At 55.0% G+C, this 18,069-nt stretch carries 17 protein-coding genes and 1 tRNA gene; 5 read left to right on the forward strand and 13 right to left on the reverse strand.

Translation table 11 applies throughout. The annotated features are described in order from the left end of the window. Positions 1 to 38: 38 nt before the first annotated feature. Positions 39 to 1,331, forward strand: a complete 1,293-nt coding sequence (locus DDZ13_RS00585; RefSeq protein ID WP_110129477.1) for an MFS transporter — start codon at positions 39 to 41, stop codon at positions 1,329 to 1,331. A gap of 92 nt (positions 1,332 to 1,423) precedes the next feature. Here DDZ13_RS00585 and DDZ13_RS00590 read toward each other — a convergent pair whose 3' ends face one another. Then, positions 1,424 to 2,011, reverse strand: coding sequence for a riboflavin synthase (locus DDZ13_RS00590; protein WP_110129478.1), 588 nt, complete (start codon positions 2,009 to 2,011; stop codon positions 1,424 to 1,426). A 150-nt stretch (positions 2,012 to 2,161) separates the two neighbouring features. Here DDZ13_RS00590 and DDZ13_RS00595 point away from each other — a divergent pair, with 150 nt between their 5' ends. The 4 genes from DDZ13_RS00595 (at position 2,162) to DDZ13_RS00615 (ending at position 5,574) form a co-directional block, all read left to right on the forward strand. Next, positions 2,162 to 2,575 (forward strand): DUF4405 domain-containing protein, encoded by a 414-nt coding sequence (locus tag DDZ13_RS00595; protein WP_110129479.1) that lies wholly within the window; start codon positions 2,162 to 2,164, stop codon positions 2,573 to 2,575. A gap of 65 nt (positions 2,576 to 2,640) precedes the next feature. After that, positions 2,641 to 2,715, forward strand: a tRNA-Met gene (locus DDZ13_RS00600). 243 nt (positions 2,716 to 2,958) lie between these two features. Then, the gene (locus DDZ13_RS00610; protein WP_110129481.1) at positions 2,959 to 4,584 is read left to right on the forward strand and encodes a hypothetical protein; all 1,626 of its coding nucleotides are present in this window, start codon (positions 2,959 to 2,961) and stop codon (positions 4,582 to 4,584) included. A gap of 114 nt (positions 4,585 to 4,698) precedes the next feature. After that, entirely contained in the window at positions 4,699 to 5,574 is an 876-nt protein-coding gene (locus tag DDZ13_RS00615) for an alpha/beta hydrolase family protein (RefSeq protein WP_110129482.1), read from the forward strand. Positions 5,575 to 5,593: 19 nt separating this feature from the next. Here the strand turns inward: DDZ13_RS00615 and DDZ13_RS00620 are convergent, their stop codons facing one another. From DDZ13_RS00620 to DDZ13_RS00675, 12 genes are all read right to left on the reverse strand, one after another. Then, positions 5,594 to 6,076 carry a S24/S26 family peptidase gene (locus DDZ13_RS00620; RefSeq protein ID WP_110129483.1) on the reverse strand — a complete coding sequence of 161 codons (483 nt, stop codon included), beginning with the start codon at positions 6,074 to 6,076 and terminating at the stop codon, positions 5,594 to 5,596. 289 nt (positions 6,077 to 6,365) lie between these two features. Continuing rightward, positions 6,366 to 7,409, reverse strand: coding sequence for a DUF481 domain-containing protein (locus DDZ13_RS00625; protein ID WP_110129484.1), 1,044 nt, complete (start codon positions 7,407 to 7,409; stop codon positions 6,366 to 6,368). Beyond that, positions 7,406 to 8,932, reverse strand: a complete 1,527-nt coding sequence (gene rny / locus DDZ13_RS00630) for a ribonuclease Y (RefSeq protein ID WP_110129485.1) — start codon at positions 8,930 to 8,932, stop codon at positions 7,406 to 7,408. Before rny ends, DDZ13_RS00625 begins: the two co-directional genes overlap by 4 nt. A 141-nt stretch (positions 8,933 to 9,073) precedes the next feature. Then, positions 9,074 to 10,723 carry an ABC1 kinase family protein gene (locus tag DDZ13_RS00635; protein WP_110129486.1) on the reverse strand — a complete coding sequence of 550 codons (1,650 nt, stop codon included), beginning with the start codon at positions 10,721 to 10,723 and terminating at the stop codon, positions 9,074 to 9,076. A gap of 49 nt (positions 10,724 to 10,772) precedes the next feature. Beyond that, positions 10,773 to 11,123, reverse strand: coding sequence for a four helix bundle protein (locus DDZ13_RS00640; RefSeq protein ID WP_110129487.1), 351 nt, complete (start codon positions 11,121 to 11,123; stop codon positions 10,773 to 10,775). A 49-nt stretch (positions 11,124 to 11,172) separates the two neighbouring features. Further along, the gene (locus DDZ13_RS00645) at positions 11,173 to 11,487 is read right to left on the reverse strand and encodes a phasin family protein (RefSeq protein ID WP_146209183.1); all 315 of its coding nucleotides are present in this window, start codon (positions 11,485 to 11,487) and stop codon (positions 11,173 to 11,175) included. A 140-nt stretch (positions 11,488 to 11,627) separates the two neighbouring features. Next, entirely contained in the window at positions 11,628 to 12,890 is a 1,263-nt protein-coding gene (locus DDZ13_RS00650; protein WP_146209184.1) for a hypothetical protein, read from the reverse strand. Positions 12,891 to 13,209: 319 nt separating this feature from the next. Beyond that, positions 13,210 to 13,623 (reverse strand): ATP synthase F1 subunit epsilon, encoded by a 414-nt coding sequence (gene atpC / locus DDZ13_RS00655; protein WP_110129490.1) that lies wholly within the window; start codon positions 13,621 to 13,623, stop codon positions 13,210 to 13,212. 40 nt (positions 13,624 to 13,663) lie between these two features. After that, a complete protein-coding gene (atpD, locus tag DDZ13_RS00660) occupies positions 13,664 to 15,085 on the reverse strand; it encodes a F0F1 ATP synthase subunit beta (RefSeq protein WP_110129491.1) in 1,422 nt (473 codons plus the stop codon). A 45-nt stretch (positions 15,086 to 15,130) separates the two neighbouring features. Then, complete coding sequence (gene atpG / locus DDZ13_RS00665; protein ID WP_110129492.1) at positions 15,131 to 16,030, reverse strand: ATP synthase F1 subunit gamma; 900 nt, start codon at positions 16,028 to 16,030, stop codon at positions 15,131 to 15,133. A 43-nt stretch (positions 16,031 to 16,073) separates the two neighbouring features. After that, positions 16,074 to 17,618, reverse strand: a complete 1,545-nt coding sequence (gene atpA / locus DDZ13_RS00670; RefSeq protein WP_110129493.1) for a F0F1 ATP synthase subunit alpha — start codon at positions 17,616 to 17,618, stop codon at positions 16,074 to 16,076. A 40-nt stretch (positions 17,619 to 17,658) separates the two neighbouring features. Beyond that, entirely contained in the window at positions 17,659 to 18,054 is a 396-nt protein-coding gene (locus tag DDZ13_RS00675) for a F0F1 ATP synthase subunit delta (RefSeq protein ID WP_110129494.1), read from the reverse strand. Positions 18,055 to 18,069 lie beyond the last annotated feature (15 nt).

Genomic DNA, 18,069 nt, shown 5'->3' on the forward strand with positions numbered 1-18,069 from the left:
GGCTTGCTTCATTCCTGATTAATCAGGAATTTATCCGCATGGGAAAACTCGAGAAATGGATTTATCTGAAGGCGACCGACGCCACGGCTGAGGAGCTACAGTCTCCAAAGGACGAACAGGCGGCCAACGCCTCCGCCAATTTCGTCCGCCTGCTGATCGCCCGAACCGGCAGCAAGATCAGCGACCGGCTGGCCAACCCGAAGACTACCCTGGCATGGCTGCTCCAAACCGTCGGGGCTCCGGCGGTGTTCGTCGGCCTGATTGTGCCGATCCGCGAGTCGGGCTCGCTCCTGCCCCAGATCCTGCTGAGCAATTACTTAAAGCGTTTCAAGAGACGGAAGTTCGCCTGGACACTCGGTGCGGGCCTTCAAGGCCTCGCCATGTTGGGCTGCGCCCTGGTCGGCCTCTCCCTGGAAGGGACGGCAGCCGGGCTCTCGATTCTCGGGCTGGTCATCCTTTTCAGTCTGGCCCGCGGCATCAGCTCACTCTCCGCCAAAGACGTGCTGGGCAAGTCGCTCCCCAAAGACAAACGCGGTCAATTGACCGGCTACGCCGGCTCGGCCAGTGGCCTGATTGCGATCGCGGCGGCGGCGCTGCTCTTTCTCGATCGCGGCAACTCGGATTCCACCCTTGCCTACGCCGGCTTCCTGACCGCCGCCGCCCTTATTTGGTGGTGGGCGGGCAGCCTGAACCTGCGCGTCATCGAGCCGGAGGGCGAAAGCGAAAAGCTGCCACTGACCAAAGGCCTCCACGGGCAATTAAGTTTACTTCGAGAGGATCGGGCCTTTCGCGACTTTTTGATCGTGCGCGGGCTGGCAATCGGCTCGGGCCTGTCGACACCTTACCTCATTTCTCTGGCCCACGAACGACTGGGCGGGGCCGCCTACTGGCTCGGCGCCTTCATCATTGCGGAAGGACTTGCCGCGATGCTGAGTGGCCCGATTTGGGGCCGCATGGCCGACCGCTCCAGCCGCTTTACCCTCCGGATCGCCATGCTCCTCGTCGCGCTGCTTCTGGGCGCCGTTATCGCATACGTAACAGTCCTGGAGGCGGGCAGCATGGATTCACTCTGCTTCCCCCTTGCTCTCTTCCTCAACGGACTGGCTCATGCCGGCGTCCGCGTCGGTCGCAAGACTCACCTCGTCAATCTTTCCGGAGGCAATAAACGGACCGACTACGTTGCGGTCGGTAACACGCTTATCGGGGTGCTGCTGATCGTCGCCGGCTTGCTCACCGGCCTGATCGCGTTGCTCTCCATCCAGTGGACCCTCGCCCTCTTCATGCTCGCCGCCGCCACCGGTGCCGCTTACGGAAAAAAGCTGAAGGCCTGAATCGAGGAAGCCCAGCTCTCCCTGCTCTGCGCAACAGAAGACATCCTGCCGAACCGCGACACCAAATCGGCGTTAATTAACGGTTCAAATAACTAGCGCGCGAATAGCTTCTCCACGTACTTCGCGATCAGATCGTACTCGAGGTTCACGTGATCGCCCGGCTTTTTCGTGTGCAGGTTTGTCACCTCCATGGTGTGCGGAATCAACCAGATGGCAAAGCCCTCCTCATCCACCTCGGCGACCGTCAGCGAGATCCCGTCCACGGTGATGCTGCCCTTGTGCACGATGTATTTTAAATTTTCCTTGTCGGGCTTGATTCGGAAAAAGCGGTCCTGCCCCCTGGGTTCGATCGCTTCGATCCGGCCCATGCCATCCACATGGCCGGAGACGAAATGTCCGCCCATCCGCGTCGTGGGTAGAAGCGCGCGCTCGAGATTGACCTTCCCTCCCGGACCGACCTCCTGAATCGAAGTCAGGCGCACGCTCTCCTCCAGAAGATCGAAGGCGATTTGCCGGCCCTCGATGGAAACCACGGTCAGGCAGCAGCCATTGACGGCAACGCTGTCACCCAGCTTCACATCCTTGGCCACCTCGTCCGCCTCAACCACCAGACGCCATGCCTTCTCACCCGCCTCGAAGGAGATGACCGAACCTGTTTCTTCAACGATTCCTGTAAACATAAGGAGTACCTTAGTCGATGAAGCCGGATTGTCGCGAAAAAAGGAGACACGACAAACCGCAGCTTACCCAACCGATAAAGACCTCTTATACCCTCCAGCCGGTGCAACAAAAGATTTCGGCCTCGCGATTCCAAGATAAACTAAATCATCATGAAACCCGGGCTGAAAAATCCGCTTATGCGGGTAACGAACCTCCTGCTTTATTTATCCTTCTGCGGGCTGATTGGCACCGGCGCCCTCCTCAACTGGAAATTAATCCCCGGTTCGCAGGGCGGGCACGGCCTGACCGTTCTCGACATGACCCGCCACGAGTGGGGAGACATTCACTTCTGGCTCGGCGTAGTTTGCGTCGGCACCACCCTCTTCCATCTCGTGCTGAACTGGCCCTGGCTCAAAAAGATCGCCAGTTCCGGCAAGGCCTGGCGGCTCGTGGCCGGGCTGGCAACCGGCGCCCTTATTATCTTCGGAATTTACGCATTACCCCTTCAACACTCAGGCAATGGCTCCTCCGAGGCCCACCAGGAGGAACTGCCACAGGGCAAGCAGCACCGCAAAGGTTGGTAAATTCCCCGCGTCCAAGGCTTGACTTAAAGAAACTTACCTTTTTCCTGCACACTCTTCATTTGGACGCCAGGGTAGCTCAGTGGTAGAGCAGAGGACTCATAAGCCTTTGGTCGGGAGTTCAAATCTCCCCCTTGGCACCATGCTTCGCTCCGAGAGCTACGCATGGCGGAGCCATAAAGTAGATCGCGCTGAGCGAAGCAATGCCCTGCATAGCCTGGAAGGCGACGCACGGGCCCATCATTTGAAAGGGGTCTACACCAAGGTTTGGGGACCGGAGCGTTTCCTTTCTATTTTCTTGGTTCATAATTCCCCGCACATAGCGAAGTGCTCTGAGCCGTTATTCTGAGCTTGTCACGAATTCGCCCTGTTTTAGAAACTGAACGATGCGCTCCTGTATTTTTGCCGCACTTAGTGTGTCCGTATTAGCTGCACACAGCTTTGCTTTCAACGATCAGGACCGGGACGGATTCTCCGATGAACTGGAAGCCGAAATGGGCTTGGACCCGCAAAAGAGCAGTTACTTTCCCGACAGTGACGGTGACGGCTTTGCGGATCACATTGAGGTCTTTTACAAGAGTGGCCCGAAAAACAAAATTTCCCACCCGCCCTTCGGTATTCCTTTCGGGATGGAATTGGACGAAGCCTCCGGATATTGGGACACTGTAGATGCTGCGCTGGACCAGTACGGCCATTGGATCATTCTCCTGGGAGATGGCAGCGTGGCGACACCTCAGAGCCATTACACACCGATCCGGCCTATTGTGAAGGTCGCTGTCGGCAATCATTCTCCCTTTCAATCTCAATACCTCGGAATTCAGTCCGACGGGAATATCGTCCCCCTGGGCGAATACCGTCAGTCCCAAAGTGATCCGGTTGAAAAACTGCCATACAAACTCCCGATCCGAGCGGAGCACCAAGTCACTTGTCTGGACTACATCAACGGGATCGCATTGAAAAACCGCGTCACCAACCAGATACAGTTGTTTTCTTTCGAAAGCTTTTATCCAAGCACTGAGAACATACACGTCCTTACCGCGCCGGGGACGACCATCCACCAGGCCGATGAAGAATGGATGGTTGCCAGGTCCAAAGACGGGAACGTGTTTGTGATGGGGCCAGCGGAGGAAATTTCGCGGGTGGATACCTATGTCGCATGGGCAACCCATGTCTTCATCAGCCAAAATGAGTTCATCGCGATCTCAAGATCGGGACGAGTGTTTCGACTGCCCAACTGGGAGAGCTATCTCAGCCAAAACCTGGATTTGCATTTCGCCTTTGTCACAAGCAGCCAGACAAGAGCGGTATCGCCCATCCCAACCATTTTTCAGCTGATCAACCAGATTTCCGGCGCGAGTCGCATCACGGGCAACCACGATGAGATCGTTTATGAAGAATTTCAGTGGCAGAATACCCCCAGATTCGAAAGTGCACTTGGAGGACAAGCTTTTGTCGATCTTCCCAGCGATGGCTTTCTTTTCTACAATCCGTCCGGTTGGGGGATTGCCATCGGTGAAGACAATGATGAAAGCGGGATCGCTGACGCATGGGAAAGCGTTTACAACGAGACGACCGAAGGATTTATCCGACAAATCGATTTGGATTCAGATGGTGACGGAATAGAAGACGCGGTTGAGAGCCTTTTTGGACTCGACGTCTACAATCCGGACTCCGACGAGGACGGTGCATTGGATAAAACAGAATTCTTCAGAAGCTATCCCGCCACACTGGGCTCGTCCGGAAAGCTGAACCCGTTTCTACAGTATTCGCTTACCGAGAGCACCTTTTTAACAACTGAGTTGGCCAGCACCTCTGGCTTTGTTAACGAATCGGACGTGATGAACAGCCAGATCGTGCAGCCGGACATTACCCTGTCAGACTCCACTATTTATATGGAATGGTCATTGAAGGAGAGCGACGACCTCAAGAACTGGGAGACGACCGAAAATTTTGTCATCGAGAAAGAACTACAGCCAGGCACATCCTTCTTCAGGTTGGTGGTCGAGCCCTGACCTTCAGCCTTCATGCACTCTTTATACTTGAAGTTTCAGGCCATTATCAAAATTAGCTTTTCTCCCAAGATGCGGGTTGAGCTCTGTTATTTCTAATTGCGCCCCTATGTTTGCATGAGGTCGATTTTATATTTCTTCCCGTGCCTGGTCATATTCCTGACCGGCCTGTCGCCGGTAGATGGCAAGCCATGGCCGGGCAGGGGCTCCGACTTTCACGGCTACGCTCAGTATGACTTCGAATACGATGGGCTTAAAGGCCGGGTGGTTGTCCCAAAGAACGAAGCGCGCGACCGGCCGTGGGTTTGGCGGGCCCGTTTCTTCGGGCATCGCCCGGAGGTGGATGTGGCACTCTTGAAAAAGGGTTTCCACGTCGCTTACGTGGATGCCTCCAACCTATTTGGATCCCCGGCGGCGGTCGACCGCTGGAATCGCTTCTACAGCTATCTGACAAAGACGCATGGCTTTCATCCTAAACCAGCGCTGGAAGGAATGTCGCGGGGCGGACTGATCGTCTACAACTGGGCCTCGGAAAATCCCGGCAAACTCAGCTGCATCTATGCGGACGCACCGGTCTGCGATATAACGAGCTGGCCGGGCGGCTTCGGGCAGGGGCGTGGCTCGCCCGGAGACTGGGCAAAATGCAAGAAAGTTTACGGGCTGACCGATCATGAGGCGAAGCCCTTTACGGACAATCCGATCGACAAGCTGAAGCCCCTTGCTGACGCGGGCATTCCGCTCCTGCACGTGGTGGGCGATGCCGATCAGGTGGTTCCGGTCGCGGAAAATACCGCGCTCTTGGAAGCTCGCTACAAAGCACTGGGCGGAAATATCACCGTGATTCACAAACCAGGCGTAGGCCACAGACACGGTCTCGACGACCCAGAGCCGATCATCAGCTTTATTTTAAAGCACACAGCTTCAGCCTTACAAAAAAGCCCCTCCCGTTGTTTGCGGAAGGGGCGTATCCCGGACAGAAGAAAACAACAATAACTCTATCCGAAAAGTAAGCCTAATAGGTTTTGCAAAGCGTGGTAGGAAGAACGCTGCCATTCGAAGCATAGACCGGGCCGGCAGGCGCCCCGGCAGAGTGGAAGACACCGAAGACTGTGCCCACAACCATGTCGGCGGTAACAGGCTCGGGGTCCGCCTTCCAGTTGGCGACACCCATTGTTTCTACGGATGTGCCGTTATGAGAGACCACCTTGTGGGAGATCAACTCACCGGAGGCGGAGCGGTAAACGATCATCATGCCAACACGAATATCAGCGAGGCTGGCGGCCTCTTGCACGAGGATTAAAGAATTGTCGCCGAAGAACTCGCCCATGGATCTGCCGGAAGTGCGGTGCACGCTCCATGCCGGGTTGAGCGATGCGACCATTTCAGCATCCTTAAGCGCTTTTTCAAAGGGAGCGGAAGACTTGGGCGCAGCATTTGCGGTAAGAGCCGCGACAATGCTGGTGAGGAGGATGGCGAGGAGGGCTGTTGTTTTCATGCCCAAAGAATAACCTCTGGGCGTCTTTTAGGGTATCGGGTGAACCGGGCAATTACTTCCCTTTGTTTGCTGAATCGGATGAGCTTCAACAACGTATTTCATCTACGTAAAATTACGTAGATGAATCATAAACCATTAATCTCTATTGGTTTACGGCATATATTAGCGACCGGGCGCTCCCCACGCCTATTTTCAGCCCGCACGGAGAACCCACCGTTTTTTCGCAGAACGCCAATCGGACAAACCCTGCTTTCTTTCCCGAAAACTACGTATCCATAAACCGAATACGCTAAAAGTAGACTATAATCGCATTCCTCCATCGGGAATCGTCTCTCACATTACCGTTACCGACATCGTTGTCGAAATTCTGGTCGTAGGAGATTTCAAATCCTAGCAGATCCGTTAAGCGATAGCGGAAGGAAGCGGAAAAGACGTAGTTATATTGCGCGTCATCGTCCGGATTAATGAAGTAGTTAAACTCCTGGGCAAGGGTCGCCTTTTCAAATGGCCGCCAGGTCAGTTCCTGGAAAACGTTCGCCACCGGATTCACCCCGGACCTGGTATCCTCGAAGTCCGGGTCGTAGTCTTCCACGCCTCCACCGCCTCCGATAATAAATTCCATTTTCTCGACAGGCTTCACGCGCAAGCCAACGCCGACCAGTTCCTGGACTTCGTGATTGATGCCTTTAATCTCATCCACACGTCCGCCGACGGAGTTCTGCAGAAAGATGGAGTCGGCAACATCCCGTCGATAGGTAAAATTCGCATCGTAGCGATCAGTGGATTTCACGGTCTCCCCATTACGCTCGGTAGTCCGGTAGGTGTAGGATCCGGTGTAACGGTAATAGTTGCGGCTGGCCTTCGGATCGACAACCAGACTGCCTCTGGTGTAAAGTTGCTTCCATTTCGAATCTCCGCTGCTGAAATCCAGTCCGAAACGCAGGTTTCCGTTCCAGCTGTCCGGGGTTTGCAGGTTGAGCATCTTATCAACGAGACTTTCTTCCTGCAAATGAGCGTCCTCCTCTTCAGAAAGCGGTAGCTCACGATCCGTGCCGGCCTTTTTCACCACCTGTCCGGTCTGGCTGTCAGATTTTTCCGCTTGGACAGCTTCATCCGTCACATAGCTCTCCTGCTTGAGGATACCTGCCTTCGGGAGGCGGATCTCACCCAACAACGCGGAATCAAGAACGAGGGTCGTTTCGTTCGATTTCGCCATGACTTCTCCAATCAGGCACTCACCGGACTTCATTGTGACTATGGTCTGACTTCCAGAACACACGGTCACACCCACACATAAGGCCAGGAGGAGGTGACTGCTTTTCAGGAAACTCATACTGCCATCTCTTTATAGCGCTGCTCGCGGATCACGGTTATCTCAATCGATCCGGGGTAGTTCAACTCGTTTTCGATCCGGCGGCTGATCGTTCTGGCCAGTTGTCGTGCTTCCTCATCACCTATCACATCCGGCTCGACAATGACGCGGACCTCGCGGCCCGCTTGAATAGCGTAAGCTTCGCTGACCCCATGCTCCGCCGCCGCGATCTCCTCGATACTGCGGACGCGCTGGATAAAGCCGTCGATGGACGAAGCGCGCGCCCCGGGACGCACAGCAGAGAGGGAATCAGCCACCATAACCAGTCCGGCGTAGGGGCTTTCGGCAGGGACCTCATTATGGTGGGCGGCTGCGGCATTAACCACGCGCGAGTCCTCGCCGTGCTGCTTAATGATATCCGCACCCACGATGGCGTGACTGCCTTCGTAGTCTTCATCGACCGCCTTGCCGATGTCGTGGAAAAGGCCGGCCCGCTTCGCAATGGCCGGGTCGAGTCCGATTTCCGAGGCAATCAACGCGCAGAGGTTGGCCACCTCGACGGAGTGGGCCAATGTATTCTGGTTGTTGGAAAGGCGGTAATGCAGCTTGCCGAGCAGCACCACGATCTCGGGATGCACATCGTGCAGTCGCAGTTTCCGAAGCGCGCTCTCACCCAGATGGATGACATTCGCCCGCATTTCCTCTTCTGCCTTGGCCACCTGCTCTTCGATACTGGCGGGGTGAATCCGGCCGTCCTTCAACAGGGCCTCCAGGGAAATGCGTGCAATTTCGCGCCGGACCGGATCAAAACAGGAGATCATAACCGAGTCCGGCGTCTCATCGATCATCAAGGTGGTGCCGGTCGCATGCTCAAAAGTACGGATGTTGCGCCCTTCCCGGCCGATGATGCGTCCTTTCATCTCGTCACTGGGCAAACTGACAACAGTCGCAGTAGCATCGTTCATCGGCTGACTGGTGATCCGCTGCATGGCTGCCAGCAAAATCCGCGTGGCCTCACCGTTCACTTCCGCTTCAGAGCGGCCAAGCTTCGAGCGCCGCAAATCAGCAATTTCCTGGGCACACTCCTTTTCGGTCGAACGCAGCAGGAGTTGGCGCGCATCGTTCTCATCCATGTGAGTGATCTGATGGAGTTTGAGCCGGTACAAGCGGCGCACTTTCTCGGCCTCGTGCTCCGCATCATCAAGTAAGCGCTGCTCGCGACTGACCTCTTTGTTTTTCTGCTCGATGAGGTTTTCCGCCTCTTTCAAATGCTCGGCTTTTCGGTCCAAATCGCGGGCGCGGACCGTGAGCTCATTCTCCCGGCTCGCGAGCATCCTCTCGTTTTCGGTCTGCTTCCTTTGCAGTTCGAGTTCCATCTCGTTGTGCTCCTCGCGCAGCTTGAGCTTGGCTTCGCGCAGCTCGACGTCGCATTTCAAGCGCTCGGACTCCTGGAGGCGGATTACCCGACGCCGGTAGATGAGCACGGCGAGACAGGCCCCGATAACGGCGCCCATTGCGATCCCCAAAGTCTGCTCAAAACTCATCGTTGATGTTGGCAGTCACTCTTTCGACGGGGTAATCGACAAAGCCCGGGCCTGCCAGCCCTGCCTGCGGGGTTTTCAGGCTAGATTGTTATTCGATTTAAACGCGTAAATCTCTGAATATCAAGATCAAGATATTGTAAATCAATGATGCTTTCGAAGGGTAGAAATAACGATATAAAACCCTAGTAAGCCCGAAACCAGAAAGCCGAGGATCCCGATGGCCGGATAACCGAAGAGCAGCGGCTTGACACCGGTGGTGATGACGAGCGAGGACCCGATAATCAGCGAGCCCACAATAATCCCCACCGTCAGCCGGTTCATGGAGGAGTTGAAGGTGTCTTCCAGGTTTTCCGTGCCGGTGTGGTGAAAGTTGATCTGTATGTCCTCCTCCTCGACGCGCTGCAGAATACGCTGCACATTTTCCGGAATCTGCTGCAGCCGCCGCAGCATCGCCAGCATCGGCCAGAGGCTTTGGCGCGTCATCCCGTTCATACTCCAGCGCTCTTTGTTGAGTTTTTTCAGGAAGGGTTCAGCGACTTTCTGAATATCGAATTTTGGATCGAGCGCGCGGGCGCTTTCCTCCACACAGAGGATCGCCTTCGAGAGTAAGGCATAATCCGACGACACCTGAATCCCGTTCGTCCCGAAAATGTAGAGCATTTCCAGACCGACGCGTCCGATCTCGGTGCCGGCCGGTCCAAACTTACGATGCTTGTTCAGCAGGTACGTCACCTCTTTTTCCAAGGGCCGACGATCAATCCGCCGGTTGTTCACTGACATTCGCTCGGCCACCCGGATGACCTTGTCCGCATCGCGGGAGGTGATGGCGGCAAATAAGTCCGCCAGTTCGTAACGCATTTCGACAGTAATTTGCCCGGCCTGCCCCCAGTCGAGAAAGCAAATGCGTTTATCCGCCGTAACAAGCATGTTGCCGGAATGCGGATCGGCATGGAAGAACCCGGTTCCGACAATCTGATGAAATACTGATTCGCCACCAAGCACAGCCAACTCAGCGGCATCCTCCGGCGTCAGTTGAACCTCATCCGGCGGCTCACCCTCGACCCACTCCGTCACGAGCAAACGGCGCGTGGTAAAAGACCGATACACCTTGGGTGCAAAAACCCGGGACTGGTCCGGATTCAATGAGCGGAAAATTTCGGCATTATCCGCCTCATTCAGATAGTTCAGCTCCTCCTCCAGACGTTCTTCCGCTTCCCGAACGAGCAGAGGTAGATTGTAAGGCTGAAGGTAATCGATGTGAGCGTGCAGCTGGCGGGCAAACCAGCCAATGATCTCCAGATCTGAGGAAATGGTCTTTCGGATATCCTCCCGCTGAACCTTGACGCAAACCGATTCGCCGGTGGCCAGTAGCCGGGCCTTGTAAACCTGCCCCAACGAACCTGCAGCCAGAGGTTCGGGGTCGAACTCAATGAAGTAATCGTCAATCTCGCCATCCAGCTCCTTGAGTAAGACGGGCTTAATTCTCTCAAACGACTGCGGTTCCACGTGGCTGCGCAGCTTCTTCAGCTCCATGACCAATGGCTCCGGCAGCTTATCGGGCCGGGTGCTCAGGATCTGACCGAATTTTACAAAAATCGGGCCGAGTTCCTCGCAGGCATTGCGCACCCGCTCATAAGGCGTCAGCCCGGAGACCTTTTTACGGACCAGATTCTTAAGAAGGAACTGCGGCGTATCCAATTGCAGCAACAAATCCTCGAATCCCCAGCGCACCAGAATCGCAACGATCTCAGGCGCCCGCACCGCATTGGCTAAATAGTTAAATGGTTTCATCCCCTATGTAGTAAGGTGTGAATGTGAAAGGTGAAAGGTATTCACGGAATTAAAGCTTTCTTCTAAACGCTGCGATACCTGATGACAGAATTTCTGCCTTACCACGAAGCTGTTCGGCCAAATGTTTTTCGATAAATTTTCGATCTTCAGCTAAGTAAAGCATACTACGAACCTCACCCGATGAGCCTTTAGCTATATCTAAATAGTGCCCGAAGTCTCTTGAAGTTCGCCGCTCAAAACCTTCAGCAATGTTATTCATTGAGGAAGTGGCTGCTCTTTCAATCTGATTTCGAAAGGAATAATCACTACAGCCGACCATGACATCGTAAATGCCATTTGCGAGGACACGAGATTGCTGCCAAATGCGAAGGTCTTCGAATCGTTCAGCAAATTCGGACATACTTACCTTGGTACTTTTCCACCTTCCAACATTCGCACCTTTTTAGAAATCACTCTCCATTCGGGAATTCCTTGTGCAACCTGCCCTCCAGTTCGGTTACGCGGGCCGCAAGGGCGTCGTATTGGTCTTTGGTCACCACGTTGGCGCGATGCAGCATCTCGTTGAAGAGTTTGCTTGCCTCGACTCTGGCCTTTTCGGTTTCCACTTTACCCTCTTCAACAATTTTGTCGGACATCTCGGCCGCTTCCTCGCGAGTCAGCTTGCCTTTTTCAACCAATTCATCGAGCGACTCCAGAACTTTGTCTTTCGTCACGACAGCCAGGCCTACGCCGGCCAACATACTTTTTTTAACGAGATCTATCATAGCAAACATACTGTAGCCTGATTCCGGCGAAAGACAAGGTCACAAAAAGTGTGATTCTTTTGACTCGTCCTGGAAACCCGCCAAACCGAATACCATCGTCCAAAAGCTCCACAGAAAAGTCCCTAGGGCTATGAGTCCCATCAATCGCTCTGTTCAACCACCCGATAAAATTTACTGGGGCCCTCCATTTCGACTGTCGTTTCCATTGTCTCATTGGAACTGCCGAAAACACTCCGCTGCGCAACAAATTCCCAGCTATCCGAGTCCGACAAATTCATGCTGCTCTGAAGTATTTGTTTGGTCGCACCCTCGGAAGGCGTCGGCCAAGTGATGATAAAGGCACTACGGATTTCAATAGGTCTGGCCAAAGTGCTCAAAAAATCCGGTAACGCTGAACGCGTATAAACGTTCAAATAAAAGCGATCCTTTTCAGCGGTGAGGACGGCCACTTGCCCATCGCTATCGAAAGCTACATCCGCCCCCGCAAAGTAATCTCCTGTCGTTACTTGAGCGATCAACGTCTCCGACCAAATCCCGCCCGATTCTTCAGCGACATAAAGCCTATTTTGTGCGGCATTGATATAAGTGATGGCAACCCCGGCAGCGGGATCGAAGTCGAGGGCAACCGATTCAAACATACCTGCAATCGTCGACACTTTGACCGTCGACCAAGCCGACACACCACGTTCGGAAAATCGAACGGCGTTTCCCACCGGATCGGAATAGGCGAGCTTCACCCCGTGTGCAGAGGAAAAATAGATATCGAAAGCGCAGAGTTTGAGTAAAGTATCATCATCGACCAATTCGATTGAAGATGGAGTCGTGGTATCGACCGATTGGTAAATGAGCTGCATTGGAGTTTCATCTAAAACGCCGTTTGCATTCAGATCTTCTCCTGTGTCGATTTCCCCATTCAGATTCACATCCTCTGAAAAAGTGGAATAGGCGACATGGCAATCGTCCCCTTCTCCAGCAACCGCCACAACGTGACAAACCGGGCCGTCGGAAAGCTTCGTTAGTGTCAGATTTTCATCTGCATAATAGTAATGCCAAAGCTCGTAGTCCGGATTGACGGCAAGCACGTGTAACCCCTCATTTGCGTCAACTGCCACGGACCCAACTCGCTTCGGGATCGGCAGGGTAGTTCTCGTGTTGGCCGGACTGACAAGTGTATCAATGTGGAGCAGGTCACCGGTCCAATGCGCAACCGTAACAGCAGTATCGTGACGACTTACCAAACTGGGTGCCTCAATTCCCTCTGAAAGATCCGTCACGGGCGCAGTGTTTGACCAAATCCCCGTATCGAGTGACACAAGGCTTAGCTGATAATACTCGCCTAGTACCGGAAAGCCGATGTCATTGTATTCCGGTGGATCAGGCTGATCCGAATAGTCCACCTTCAAAATTTCGAGCCCATTTGAATTCCAGACAAAAGTGGGCTCGTAACCGGAGGGAAGCGCCGGCAAAGGGTCCCCGAAATCGTCAAGTATGGGAAAGCCGTCTTCACTGAGTTGATAGCCCGTAGTCGCAATCGGCGTTTTCTGCCAGGCAGCTGAGGCAAAGTGGGTGAGGCCCAACCCCACGAGGGAAACGACAACAAGTGTCAGGTCATTAAAGTTCCCTCTAGCCATTTCTGCTAGTCATACCGCCATTTATGGGCATGCAATAAAAAAACGCGGTTCCTTTCGAAACCGCGTTGGTTAAAACTGTTTTTGGCCAAGCTTAGCGATGTCGCCCCTTGGTCAGCTTCTGCGCGATGAGGAACTGGACGTTCTTCTCAAGCCGCTCGAGTTCGAAGGGATCGATTCCTTCCGCTTCGGCCTCTTCGAGGGCTTGCTCGGCACGCGACTGGGCGGATTCGAGTTCGGAGAGGTCGATATCCTTGACGTCGATCGCGGCTTCGGTGAGCACGGAAACGGTGTTGCCAAGAACCTTGGCAAAACCGAAGTCGACCGCAATGAATTCGGTATCGGCCCCTTTGATCACCTTGAGCTCACCGGCCTTGATCTTGGTCACCAGAGGGACGTGGCCCGTGAGAATACCGGTTTCGCCGGACTCAGTGGGCAATACGACCTGATCGGCCTCGGTGGAGAGGACCTTGTCGTCGGGGGTGATGATTTCGAGTGTGAGCGACATTTTAGGTGCGAAGGTGAAAGGTGCGAAAGTGGCAGGTAGGCTACTTGTCGCTGGCTTCGAGTGCCTGGTCGATCGAGCCCTTCATGTAGAGATCATTTTCGGCCAGCTCGTCGCATTCGCCGTCGAGGATCATCTTGAAGCCCTTGATCGTATCCTGGATGGAAACGTATTGACCCGGAGTGCCAGTGAAGACTTCCGCCACGAAGAAGGGCTGGGAAAGGAATTTTTGCACCTTACGGGCCCGGTAAACGGCTTGCTTGTCCTCGGGGGAAAGCTCGTCGAGGCCGAGAATTGCGATGATGTCCTGAAGGTCCTTGTAGCGCTGAAGCACGTTTTGGACGCCGCGGGCCACCTTGTAGTGCTCCTCACCGACGATGGCCGGGTCGAGCGCATTGGAGATGGAGGAAAGTGGGTCCACCGCCGGGTAGATCCCCAGCTCGGCGATAGAACGTTCGAGAACGATCGTCGAGTCGAGGTGGGCGAAGGTGTTGGCCGGCGCAGGGTCGGTCAAGTCGTCGGCCGGCACGTAGACCGCCTGGAAGGAGGTAATCGAGCCCTTCTTGGTGGAGGTAATACGCTCCTGAAGGTTACCCATCTCCGCGGCCAGGGTCGGCTGATAACCCACGGCGGAGGGCGAGCGACCGAGCAGCGCGGAGACCTCGGAACCGGCTTGGGAGAAACGGAAAATGTTATCGACGAAGAGGAGAACGTCCTGGTTCTTCTCGTCACGGAAGTATTCGGCCATGGTCAGACCGGAAAGCGCGACACGCATACGGGCACCGGGGGGCTCGTTCATTTGACCGTAGACCAGTGCCACCTTGGAGTTCGCGATGTTTTCCTGGTCGATCACGCCCGCGTCGGACATTTCGTGGTAAAGGTCATTGCCCTCACGGGAGCGCTCACCCACCCCGGCGAAAACGGAGTAACCCCCGTGTGCCTTGGCGATGTTGTTGATGAGCTCCATAATCACAACCGTCTTACCCACACCGGCACCACCAAAGGCGCCGACTTTACCACCCTTGGTGAAGGGGCAAATGAGGTCGATGACCTTGATCCCGGTCTCAAGGATTTCCGCCTCGGTAGCCTGGTCAATCAGTTCGGGGGGCATGCGGTGGATCCCGCGGCGCTCCTCGGTCGCGACCGGGCCCTTTTCGTCGACGGTGTCGCCGGTGACGTTGAAGATGCGGCCGAGTACGGCTTCGCCCACCGGAACGGAAATAGCATTACCGGTGCCGGTAATCTCCATACCACGGGTCAGCCCGTCGGTGGAAGACATGGCCACGGCGCGGACAACGCCCTCGCCAAGGTGCTGCTGCACTTCGAGTGTCAGCTTCTTGGCTTCGCCGTTAACAGTGTAGTCGACGGTCAGCGCGTCGAGAATGTCAGGCACGCCGTCCCCTGGGAACTTGGCGTCGATGACTGCGCCGATGACTTGAACGATTTTACCGGTTGAGGTGCTCATGATTATAAAGGTTTGAAAGTATAAAGGTAAAAGGTGGGAAAGTAATTAGTTGGCGGCGGAGGCAGCGGCGATTTCGAGGATCTCCTGGGTAATCGCAGCCTGACGGGCCTTGTTGTAGTCGAGAGTAAGATCGTCCACGAGGTTGGAGGCGTTATCGGTGGCGGCCTTCATCGCGACCATCCGTGCGCTGTACTCGGCGGCGCGGCTCTCGAGAACGAGTTGGTGAATAATGACGTTGACGTAAAGACCGGGAAGCTCGGTGAGCACATCCTCTGCCGAGGGCTCAAAGGTCATCTCGCGGGCATCTTTGCGCGCATCGAGAATTTCGTCGGCACCGGCCACGCGTTTCTTGAGTTGGTCGAGCACCTCACGCAGATCCACGATCGGCAGAAGCGGCTGGATGACCGGCTCCTGGATGAGCACGTTCACGAAACTGGGATAGGCGACTTCGATCGTATCGATCTCACCATTGATGTAAGCATCGATAAGGAGCTTCAACATCGGACGCAGTTCGGAGAAGCCCGCTTTATCCGAAATAGTGAAATCGGCAATCAAGTCCCGCTTGCTACGGGAAACAAACTGAGTGGCCTTTCGCCCGATGGTGACAAACTTGGCATCACCCTTCACTTCGTCGGCAATCTTGCGGAAGAGGTTGGTGTTGAGCGGACCACAGAGACCCTTGTCGGTCGAGACCACCAGAATCCCGCGGGTGTTGACCTCGCGCTTTTCGAAATAAGGATGCGCGATGGTCGCACCGCTGAGCTCGAGCTTCTCGCCCACCGTGTCAAGGAGATCCGCAAGTAACAAGGCGTAGGGACGGCCGGCAACAGCTGCGTCCTGCGCACGCTTCATCTTGGAGGAAGAAACGAGCTGCATCGCACGCGTGATCTGCCGGGTGTTCTTAACCGACTTGATGCGGCGGCGGATGTCGCGGAGGTTGGCCATTTATATCAGAGGACAGAGTTCAGAAGTCAGAGGACAGAAAATATTAAGCGGAATAGCCGGCTTTCCACTCTTCGATGGAAGTCTTGAGCTGACCCTCGATCTCTTCGCTGAGAGCCTTTTCGGCGCGAATCTTGTCCATGAGTTTGGCACCACGGGTCTCAAAGAATTCACGGAGGCTAATGGTGGCTGTAACGATCTGCTTGACCTCGACGTCGTCGAAGTAACCGTTTTGCACCGCCCAGATGAGGGACGACTGCACTTCCACCGGAATCGGATTGAAGGCGGTTTGCTTGAAGAGTTCGACGACGCGAGCACCGCGGTCGAGTTGCGACTTGGTCTTGGCATCGAGGTCGGAACCGAACTGGGCGAAGGCAGCAAGCTCACGATACTGGGCAAGTTGCAGCTTCACCTTACCGGCCACCTTCTTGATCGCCTTGATCTGGGCGGCCGAGCCGACACGGGACACGGAAAGACCCACAGAAACCGCCGGGCGGATGCCCTGATTGAAAAGATCGGTTTCGAGGAACACCTGACCATCGGTAATGGAGATCACGTTGGTCGGGATATAAGCGGACACGTCGCCCGCCTGTGTCTCAATAATGGGCAGCGCTGTCAGTGAGCCGTTCCCGTTATCCTCGTTCACACGAGCGGAACGTTCGAGAAGGCGGGAGTGGAGATAGAACACGTCACCCGGATATGCCTCACGGCCGGAGGGGCGCTTGAGGATGAGTGAAATTTGACGATAGGCCACCGCCTGCTTGGAAAGGTCATCGTAAACGATGAGCGCATCCATGCCGTTACGCATGAAGAATTCACCCATGGAAGCACCGGCGAAGGGAGCGATGTATTGGTTGGCCGGGTTATCGGCGGCAGGTGCACTGACGATGATGGTATAATCCATCGCGCCGGCTTTCTCCAGCACGTTGATCGTTCGGGCGATGTTGGAATTCTTTTGGCCCACCGCGACGTAAATGGAATATACCGGACGGAAACCCTCTTCAAAGGTACCGTCTTCCTTACGGTGCTGGTTATTGATGTTGGCCTGATTGATGATGGTGTCGATCGCGATGGTGGTCTTACCGGTCGCACGGTCACCAATAATGAGCTCACGCTGGCCACGGCCGATCGGGATCATCGAGTCGATCGCCATGATACCGGTCTGCAAGGGCTGGTCGACTGACTTACGCGGGATGATCCCGGGAGCGATTTGGTCGACCGGGTACGTCTCGCTGGACTCGATCGGGCCCTTGCCGTCTACGGGTTGGCCGATGGCATCGACCACACGGCCGAGGAGGCCCATGCCAACCGGAACGGAAAGCAGCTTGCCGGTAGTGCTGGCTTCGTCGCCTTCCTTCAGCTTGGAGTAGTCACCCAGGATAACGCAACCGACCTCGTCTTCTTCAAGGTTGAGGGCGAGGCCGAAAACGCCGTCACCGAAATCGATCATTTCGTTGTACATGACGCCGGAGAGGCCTTCCAGTTTGGCCACACCGTCCGCGATAGTGACAATTTTGCCGGTGTTGGACTTGACGGCGCCCGCTTCAAAAGAGGCGATTTCCTTTTCGATCTGTTCGACTATAGTGCTCATTGTAAGAGAAGGTAGAAATTAGAAGTTAGGAGTCTGAAATTTAGTGAACGTTGTCTGCCAGTCGCTTGAGGCGGCCGGACACTGAGGCATCGTAAACATCATCGCCAATCCGGATGCGTACACCGGCGATGAGCGAAGGGTCGTCCTGAGTGACCGCCGAAATGGGGCGGCCATAGACTTGTGTGAAATTTGATTCGATGGCGGAAAGCGTATCCGCACTGAGTGCGCCGGGAGTCGAAACCACCGCAGTTTGTTCTGCAACAGCCTTGCGGATATAGTAAAGGTAGGTTTTGAGAAGGGCCAGCTTGTTGCGGAGCTCAGCCTTCTTCAGTGCGTTCAGGACATCCGTCACACGGGACTCCGTCACCACTCCGTTGTCGAGGGACAATTCGACCAGATTACGGGCAAACTGAAGAATCTTTTTATCTCTGGTCATGGATGATAAAAACGG

Source organism: Coraliomargarita sinensis (assembly GCF_003185655.1).
GTDB classification, from domain to species: domain Bacteria; phylum Verrucomicrobiota; class Verrucomicrobiia; order Opitutales; family Coraliomargaritaceae; genus Coraliomargarita_B; species Coraliomargarita_B sinensis.